6 protein-coding genes are annotated in these 8,066 nt (G+C 72.2%); 2 read left to right on the plus strand and 4 right to left on the minus strand.

Annotated features, from left to right (window positions below):
- Nucleotides 1–70: 70 nt before the first annotated feature.
- The 3 genes from J5X86_RS47215 to J5X86_RS47225 form a co-directional block, all read right to left on the minus strand.
- The gene (locus J5X86_RS47215; protein WP_208522775.1) at nt 71–1,465 is read right to left on the minus strand and encodes an FAD-binding oxidoreductase; all 1,395 of its coding nucleotides are present in this window, start codon (nt 1,463–1,465) and stop codon (nt 71–73) included.
- A 48-nt stretch (nt 1,466–1,513) separates the two neighbouring features.
- Entirely contained in the window at nt 1,514–2,179 is a 666-nt protein-coding gene (locus J5X86_RS47220; RefSeq protein WP_208522776.1) for an HAD-IA family hydrolase, read from the minus strand.
- 66 nt (nt 2,180–2,245) lie between these two features.
- Nucleotides 2,246–3,613 (minus strand): MFS transporter, encoded by a 1,368-nt coding sequence (locus tag J5X86_RS47225; protein ID WP_208522777.1) that lies wholly within the window; start codon nt 3,611–3,613, stop codon nt 2,246–2,248.
- A 446-nt stretch (nt 3,614–4,059) separates the two neighbouring features.
- On the opposite strand from J5X86_RS47225, the gene J5X86_RS47230 reads away from it, so the two are divergent.
- On the plus strand, nt 4,060–5,046 hold the full coding sequence (locus tag J5X86_RS47230; RefSeq protein ID WP_208522778.1) for a D-2-hydroxyacid dehydrogenase: 987 nt from the start codon (nt 4,060–4,062) through the stop codon (nt 5,044–5,046).
- A gap of 106 nt (nt 5,047–5,152) precedes the next feature.
- Here the strand turns inward: J5X86_RS47230 and J5X86_RS47235 are convergent, their stop codons facing one another.
- The gene (locus J5X86_RS47235; protein WP_374229487.1) at nt 5,153–6,859 is read right to left on the minus strand and encodes a CocE/NonD family hydrolase; all 1,707 of its coding nucleotides are present in this window, start codon (nt 6,857–6,859) and stop codon (nt 5,153–5,155) included.
- A gap of 74 nt (nt 6,860–6,933) precedes the next feature.
- Between J5X86_RS47235 and J5X86_RS47240 the strand changes: the two genes are divergently transcribed.
- A complete protein-coding gene (locus tag J5X86_RS47240) occupies nt 6,934–7,680 on the plus strand; it encodes a TetR/AcrR family transcriptional regulator (RefSeq protein ID WP_208522779.1) in 747 nt (248 codons plus the stop codon).
- Nucleotides 7,681–8,066: the final 386 nt, after the last annotated feature.

Here is an 8,066-nt window from a genome sequence, read left to right on the forward strand (position 1 = left end):
TCATCATCGCAGAGCCGGGCCACCGCGCCCAGGGCCACCGAACGGGGCCCGGACGCGGCGGCGGGTGGCCTCACGGACGGCGTGCGATGAGGTCGGCGATGGTGGCGATGGGTGAGGTACGGACACGTCCGCCCGCCTCATGGCGGTCGGCGAGGCGGTAGGCGACATACAGGCCGCGCACCCCCAGCCAGCGGAACGGCTCGGGCTCCCAGGTGCCCGGGGCGTGGCCGGTCCACGGCAGCCGGGTGAGCCGGGTGTCGCGCTCCAGGACCAGATCGGTGAGGGTGCGCGCGGCCAGGTTGGTGGAGGTGACTCCGTGGCCGACGTATCCCCCGGCCCAGCCGAGCCCGGTGGCCCGGTCCAGTCCGACCGTGGCGGACCAGTCGCGGGGCACGGCCAGCACCCCGCACCACGCGTGCTCCGCCCGGACCCCGGCCGTCTGCGGCAGCATCCGCTCCAGGGTCCGGATGAGCTGGCCGATCGTCCGCTCACCGACCCGCCCCTGGTGGTCGGTGCGCGAGCCGAAGCGGTAGGGCACCCCGCGGCCGCCGATCGCGATCCGGTCGTCCGCGGTGCGCTGGGCGTACATATGGCCGTGGGCGGTGTCCCCGAGGGTCTCCCGTCCCTCCCAGCCGATCTCCTGCCAGATCCGGGCGGGCAGCGGCTCGGTGACGAGCATGGAGCTGTTCATGGGCAGCCAGGCCCGCCGCAACCCCTTGAGGGACGCGGTGAACCCCTCGGTGGCCCGGAGGACGACAGGTGCCCGGACCGTGCCGTGCGCGGTGATCGCACGGCCCGGTTCGATGGCGGTGACCGGGGACTTCTCATGGATGGTGACACCGAGCCGTTCGACGGTGTCGGCGAGGCCGCGGACCAGGGCGGCCGGCTGCAGCCGGGCGCAGTGGGGGGTGAAGGCGGCGGCGGTGACCCCGTCGACGCGGATGCGCCTCGCGGATTCGGCGGGGGTGAGCAGCACCGAGTCGGCCACCCCCCACTCATAGTCCTGTTCGACCTTGTGGCGCAGCCGGGTGGCCTGGGCGGGGGTACGGGCGACGCGCAGGGTGCCGCCCTTGACGATGCCGGCGTCGATGCCCTCGCGGGCGGCGACGTCGATCACCTCGTCCACCGCCTCGTTCATGGCCCGCTGCCAGTCCAGGACGGCGAGCCTGCCATACGCCTTGGCCATCCGGTCGCGGGCGCCGGGGATCAGTCCGGAGGCCCAGCCGCCGTTGCGGCCGGAGGCACCGAATCCGGCAAACTCGGCCTCCAGGACGGTGATCCGGAGACCGGGGTCGGCGTGTTTGAGGTAATACGCGGTCCACAGCCCGGTCAGTCCGGCGCCGACGACGCACACATCCGCGTCGCGGTCGCCGGGCAACGCCGGGCGCGGGGTGGGGAGTTCGGCGAACCAGTGGGCGACGCGGCCGTTGACCGGCGCCGGACGGCCGGCCGTGGTGGCGGTCATGGATTCCCTTCGCGGGGTGGGCGGTGGCGGGAGTGGCCGGGGCGGGGGTCAGACCCTGAGCAGTCCGGGCAGCTCGGACAGGTCCTTGATCTCCTCGTACGGCTGGAAGGCGGGCGAGCCGGGGAAGCCGTAACGGTTCACCCAGATCCGCCGCATGCCCGCGTAGCGCTTGGTCGGCATGATGTCGTACTCCCAGCCCTGGGCGGTGTGGATGATGTCCCCGGGACCGCGGCCGGTGGCCTTCATGAGGTACTCGAACGCCTGCGGCAGCGGCTTGTAGGCGCCGGCCTGCTCGGCGGTGAGCACATGGTCGAAGTCCACGCCCAGCGCCTCGACGGCGTAGGCGATCAGGTCGTCCTCGCTGTTGGAGAGGATCGCGATGTCGTATTCGCCCTTGAGGCGGCGCAGCGCGTCGGGGACCTCACGGAAGGGGGTGAACTTCTTGATGGCCTCGATGAGTGCCTCGCCGTCCTCGTCCCGGTACTCCAGGCCGTGCAGTGTCATGACGTTGCGCAGGGTGCGGCGGACGATCTCCCGGTAGGGCAGGTATTCGTCCAGGACACCCTGGAAGCGCATCACATACGCGTCGTGGTGGAACTGTTCGGGGTCGACGCCGAGCTCGGCGAGCCGGTCCTTGACGATCTCGTGGGTGGCGGTGCGGGTATCGAAGTTGATGAGCGTGCGGTAGCAGTCGAAGGAGACCAGCTTGCGCATGGGCGTGTCCTCTCCTAGGCGATGATGGTGTTTTGACGGGACGTCAGGTGCGTGTTCGATGGCGCGTCAGGCGCGGCTGCTGGCTTCGGCCAGGCCGAGGTTCTTGGTCTCTGGGGCGAGGAGGACGGAGACCACCAGGCCGATGAGTGTGATCGCCACCCCGATGGCGAGGGTGCCGCGGACCCCGAGGTCGGCGGTGGCCATCGGGAGCAGGAAGGTGCTGGAAGCGGAGCCCACCCGGCTCATGGCAGTGGCGACCCCGACGCCGGTGGCCCGCAGATCGGTGGGGAACAGCTCGCTGGGATAGACGAACTGCAGTCCGCTGCCCGCGGCCTCGAAGAACTGGAAGGCGGCGAAGAGGCCCACCACCAGGACCGCGTAGTGCAGTGGCAGCACGATGAGCGCGATCAGGGAGACATTGATGCACAGGAAGCTGCCGATGAGCAGCGGACGCCTGCCGATGCGGTTGACCACGACCAGTCCCAGGCCCGTTCCGGCGACCGCGATCGTGGTGATCAGCGCGCTGGCGCCGAACGTGCCGGTCACCCCGAAGGACTCCAGCATCTGCGGCTGGAACGACCGCACCGCGAAGGCCGGTGCCACCTGACAGATCCAGAACAGCGAGCAGAACAGCGCGGGGATCCCGTAGCCGCGGCGGAATATCTCGGCGAGATTGCCCAGGCCGGAGCCGCCGCGCCGGTCCTGGCGGGACTCGACGAGCAGTTCCTCGGCGCTGACCTCCTGGCCGAGGTGGCGGCGTACGACCTCTCTGGCCTCCTCCACCCGTCCCCGCGACGCCAGCCACCGTGGCGACTCGGGAACGCCCGCCCGCAGGAGGAGGAAGAGCACGGCGGGGACCGCTCCGGAGGCGAGCATCCAGCGCCATGCGTCGTCGCCGGTGCCCAGCAGCAGCCACCCGGCCCAGTAGCTGACCCCGTAGCCGACCCACCAGGCCAGGACCAGCCCGGACAGGGCGGGGCCACGCATCCGGCGCGGCACCAGCTCGGTGGTGAGGGCCGAGGCGATCGGGTAGTCGGCGCCGATGGCGATGCCGATGAACAGCCGTAGCACCAGTAGCTGCCACGCCTCGGTGACGAAGAACTGCAGCGCGGAGCCGATCACGAACGCGGCCAGGTTGAGCACATACATCAGATGGCGGCCCGCCCGGTCGGTGATCGGGCCGAACACCACGCCACCGAGGAAGACGCCCACCAGGACGGACGCCGCGACGAGCCCGGTCCACAGCGTGTCCAGGGCCAGGGCCGGGGTGATCAGGCTGAGCGCCACCCCCATGATGCCGAGCAGATAGCCGTCGCAGAACGGACCGCCCATGGCGACGAGGACCATCCTGCGGTGGAAGGCGGTGACGGGGGCGTTGTCCAGGGTGGGCGAGGAGCTCTGGTGAGGCTCTCGGGAGGTTCTGGGAAGGGACATGCTTGCTTCTCCTGGGGACGAGGAGGGGCGCTGCGGCGCGGGCCGATGCCGGGGGGTGGCGGGGCGGTGGCGGGCATCGTGTGTCAAGCATTCGGTGGGCACGCACGGCGGTGTACGCGGTTGGGACGCATGCGGCGGGGGAACCGCGCGGTGGGCGGGGTGTGGCCCGGGGACGGGGATGGGCTCCGGAGCGACCGGTGGCGCGTTCCGGCTGGCCATCACCCTGGTTCAGCCGACGGCCACCGTCAACGTCCACCGTGTTCCGTCCCTCGTCATCGGGTGGACACTCTGTCCGTTGTCCACCGGCGTGGCGGCGGTCACGCTTGAGGCGTCCGCCCGTATCCGTCACGCCCGTGGGAGACCCGTCATGACCGATGCCACCGCCGCGGCAGGTGTTCCAGGCGGGCAAGTGCGCTTTCACGCCGACCGGCCCGTGGGAGCCGGACGTGGCTGACCGGCTGGTCGTCCTGTACCGGGACCATCTGCCGCCCAACCGGGCGCGGATCGAGTCCCTCGCCGAGACCGTGTACGCCACCGAGGAGGAGCTGCCGCTGTTCCTCCCGGGGGCGGACGCCCTGCTCGCGTGGTGGCCGCTGTCCACCGCGGTGGCCGCCGCCTGGCCCGGCGATCCGGCGAAGGCCCCGCGCTGGGTGCATGTGGCGGCGGCGGGGGTGGACCCGTTTCTCTTCCCCGCGCTGACCGGCAATCCCGAGGTGGTGCTCACCAACGCGCGGGGCGTCTACGACCGGCCCATCGCCGAGTACGTCCTGGGGCTGATCCTCTCGCTCGCCAAGGACTTCCCCGGCACCTGGGAGCATCAGCGCCGCCGGGAGTGGCGGCCCTCGGACAGCGAGCGCATCGGCGACCGTACGGTCCTGGTCTGGGGCACCGGCTCCATCGGGCGTGCCGTCGCCCGTCTGCTGCGCGCGGTCGGCATGCGGGTCAGCGGCGCCGGCCGCACACCGCGGACCGGCGACCCGGACTTCGGCGTGGTGCACGGCCCGGCGGCCCTGCCCGAGGCGCTGGGCGAGGCGGACTATGTGGTCCTGGCCGCCCCGCTCACCCCCGCCACCCGTGGCATGGTCGACGCGCCCGTACTGGCGGCGATGAAGCGGGGTGCGCGGCTGGTCAATGTCGGGCGTGGCCCGCTGGTCGACGAGCAGGCCCTCGTCGACGCCCTGGCCCAGGGCAGGCTGGCGGGGGCGGCACTGGATGTCTTCACCCACGAGCCGCTGCCCGTGGAATCGCCCCTGTGGGAGATGCCGGGCGTCATCGTCTCCCCGCACACGGCGGGCGAGGTGACGGACTGGCGCGGTGACCTGGGCGAGCTGTTCCTCGACAATCTGATCCGGCGGAGCGAGGGCCGTCCGCTGCGCAATGTGGTCGACAAGGCTCTCGGCTATGTGGTGGACGATCCGGCCCGGCCACGGTAGGAGGCCCGCCGTGGCGAGCTCCTGACCGCGGCCGGGTGGCCGCCCGGTGCCGGGCGGCGGTGTGCACCGGCGGCTGGCGCGCCCCCCGCGCGCGCCAGTCACCGGCTCACCGCTCGGCGCGGACCACCGGGAGGTCCAGCACCGAGGCCCCGTGCACGGTGATGCGCACGGGCGTGAGGGTGGTCGCGTCGAGCGCCGGCTCGCCGCTTCCGGTGTTGCGGGCGTAACGGGGGTGGGCACCGCCGCTGATCTGCAGACGGACCCGGTGGCCGGGGAGGAAGCGGTGGGCGGTGGAGCTCATCGGCACGGTGATCTCCACGGGCTGCCCCGGCCCGGTCGGCAGCCGCACCAGCCCGTCGCACACATTGACCGAACGGCCCTGTTCGTCGACGTCGCACAGGCGGGCGAAGACATCGGCGTACCCGGTGTCGGTGGAGATCCGCAGCCGCGCCGCGACCGGGCCGAGGACGTCCATGGCCACGGCCATCGGCTCGCCGGTGAACGTCACCACATCGGGGCGCTTCTCGAGATCGCCGTTGTCACGGCTCCCGGAGGTGGGCGAGAGCAGCGGCCCGCCGATGGACGGGGTGGGGTCGGCCGGGTCGTAGCGGAAGGAGGCCAGTGAGGCGGACGTCTCGGGCGACTGCCGGGTGAGCCGCCCGCCCTCCGCGGGGTACCACGGGGCGGTGTCCGGGGACGGCGGCCAGTCGTCGAGGTCCCGCCAGTGCCCCTGACCGCCGATGTGCACCCGCACCCGGGCCGGGCGCAGCCCCGAGGGGTCGTCGCACAGATGCGCGCGCAGCCAGGCGAGACTTTCGGCGAAGACCTCCGGCCAGCCCCGCTGGAGCGCGGAGGTGTGGGTCCAGGGTCCGACGAGCAGGGAGGTGTCGCAGCCGGACCGGCGCAGCCTGCCGTACTGCTCGAAGGTCTGGTCCACCAGCGCGTCCTGCCAGCCGCTGATCAGGCAGGTGGGGACGCGCAGGCCGTCGGCGGCACCACCGGTGGACGCGCCTTTCCAGAACGGGTCACCGGCGTCCGGATGGGACATCACGCCGTCCAGCCAGGGCAGTTCACCCCCGAGGCCACGCGCATACGATCCGCGCAGCGGCAGCGCCCGCATGATGTGCTTCAGATGGCGCCGGAGGCGCAGCGTGGCCCGTACGAAGGGGCCGAACCCCCGGTGCTGGGCGGTCATGCCGGAGCCGACGAGCAGGGCGTTCTCCAGTTGGAGCGCGCCGCCGCGGTGGAACAGGGCATGGGGGTCGTGCAGCCCGACCTGCACCACCATCGCCCGTAGCTCCGGCGGCGGGTCCAGGGCGAGCGCCCACTGCACATAGCCGAGATAGCTGGGGCCGATGGTGCCCAGCGCGCCGTTGAACCAGGGCTGGTCCCGCAGCCACGCCACGGTGGCCTGGCCGTCGGCCGCCTCGTTGTGCCACAGGTCGAACTCGCCGCCCGAGCCACCGGTGCCGCGGCAGCTCTGCAGGACGACGTGGAAGCCCTGTTCGGCGAAGAGCATCCCGTACATGGGCGACCAGGGCACTCCTCTGCCGTAGGGCGAGCGCACCAGCAGGGTGGGGAAGTCGCCCTCGGCGCGGGGGAAGTAGTGGTCCGCGCGGAGGGTGCTGCCGTCGGCGGCCGGCATCTCGAGGTCCGCCTCCCGTCCGGCCTCGTACCGCCTGGCCGGAAGGGAGCGCCAGGTCGCCCTCATCATCCGCGCCGCCAGCGGCGGCCTGCCCGAAGGCGCGACCCAGGCGGCCGCGACCGCTCCGTCGGTGGCCCCGGACCCGCCATCACGCGTAGGTGACGTCATCCCGCGTTCCCCTCCTCGCATTCCCGTACCACGTACGAGAATAGTAGATGCTTGGATGGATTCCGCAAGTCGCCATGGCGGGAAGGAGCGATCAGGTCGTGGTTCGCGGTGACGGATCCGGCGCCGGAGGCGTCGACCCCCAGCAGCTGTGGCAGAGCCCCCAGCAGCCCCGCAAGGGGCGTAAACCCGCCTTCAGCCGTGAGGCGATCACCGCCGCAGCCGTCGCCCTCGCGGACGCGGAGGGAATCGACGCGGTCACCATGCGGCGAGTGGCCTCGGAGGTCGGAGCCGGGGTCATGTCGCTGTACAGCTACGCCCCCGACAAGGAGACGCTGCTGCAGCTGATGGTCGACCATGTGAGCGGCGAACTGTCACCGCCGGACCCGCTGACCGGCGACTGGCGCGCCGATCTGAAGGCCATCGCCCATGCCCAGCGCGCCCTGATGCTCCGCCACCCCTGGCTGCCCACCGCGCTGTTCAACCGCCGCTGGTCCCTCGGGCCCAACACCCTGGCCTTCGTGGAACACGCGCTCGCCGCCCTGCGGCCCGCCGCGCTGGACGGCGGCGCGAAGCTGGAGGTGTTCAGTCTGATCACGGGTTTCGCCGCCAGACTCGTCGGCGATGAGATCGCTCAGGCCGCGCTCTCCGCCTCACCCGACCGGGCCGCCGCCGAAGCCCGGTACCTCGCCGCGGTGGCCGCCGACGGACACCATCCGGAACTCGCCGAGGCGCTCTCCGCCCCCACCCGCCCGCTCACCCCCGACGCCACGTTCGCCCGCCTGCTGGACCGCATGGTCGACGGCCTGGACGCGGGGTCGTAACGCGGCGGCGGGAGGCCGCTGGGCCCTGTCCGGTGGATCTTCGCGCCTGTGACATCAGCGGCTGCCGCCGCGGGGCCCGCGGCGTCTGGTGCAGGGGGCACCTCCCAGCGGTAGCTGGGGGAGCATCGCAAGGCGGAGGGTCGTCCTCGCACCGGGTCGTACTCGGACGATCCCGACAACGCAGCCGGGGGCACCTCCCAGCGGTAGCTGGGGGCGCCGTGCCAGGCGTCGCGGGCCCGCGAAGATCCACCGGACAGGGCCTAGTGACCTGAGTCAGAGATTTGTCGTTGGTTGGTTGTGACGCGTCCTGGACCGAAGATCCCGCCGTTGTCGTTGACCGATGTCCAGCGGGCTGTGCTCGAGGGGTGGGTGCGTCGGCGGTCCAC

The sequence above is a fragment of the Streptomyces sp. NEAU-YJ-81 genome (assembly GCF_017592595.1).
Taxonomy (GTDB): Bacteria; Actinomycetota; Actinomycetes; order Streptomycetales; family Streptomycetaceae; genus Streptomyces; species Streptomyces hygroscopicus_B.

What these genes read in the sequence shown, in the direction of transcription:
- J5X86_RS47240 (WP_208522779.1), top strand. Translation starts at nt 6,934, where the DNA reads ATGGCGGGAAGGAGCGATCAGGTCGTGGTTCGCGGTGACGGATCCGGC.
- J5X86_RS47235 (WP_374229487.1), bottom strand. Translation starts at nt 6,859, where the DNA reads ATGACGTCACCTACGCGTGATGGCGGGTCCGGGGCCACCGACGGAGCG.
- J5X86_RS47215 (WP_208522775.1), bottom strand. Translation starts at nt 1,465, where the DNA reads ATGACCGCCACCACGGCCGGCCGTCCGGCGCCGGTCAACGGCCGCGTC.
- J5X86_RS47220 (WP_208522776.1), bottom strand. Translation starts at nt 2,179, where the DNA reads ATGCGCAAGCTGGTCTCCTTCGACTGCTACCGCACGCTCATCAACTTC.
- J5X86_RS47225 (WP_208522777.1), bottom strand. Translation starts at nt 3,613, where the DNA reads ATGTCCCTTCCCAGAACCTCCCGAGAGCCTCACCAGAGCTCCTCGCCC.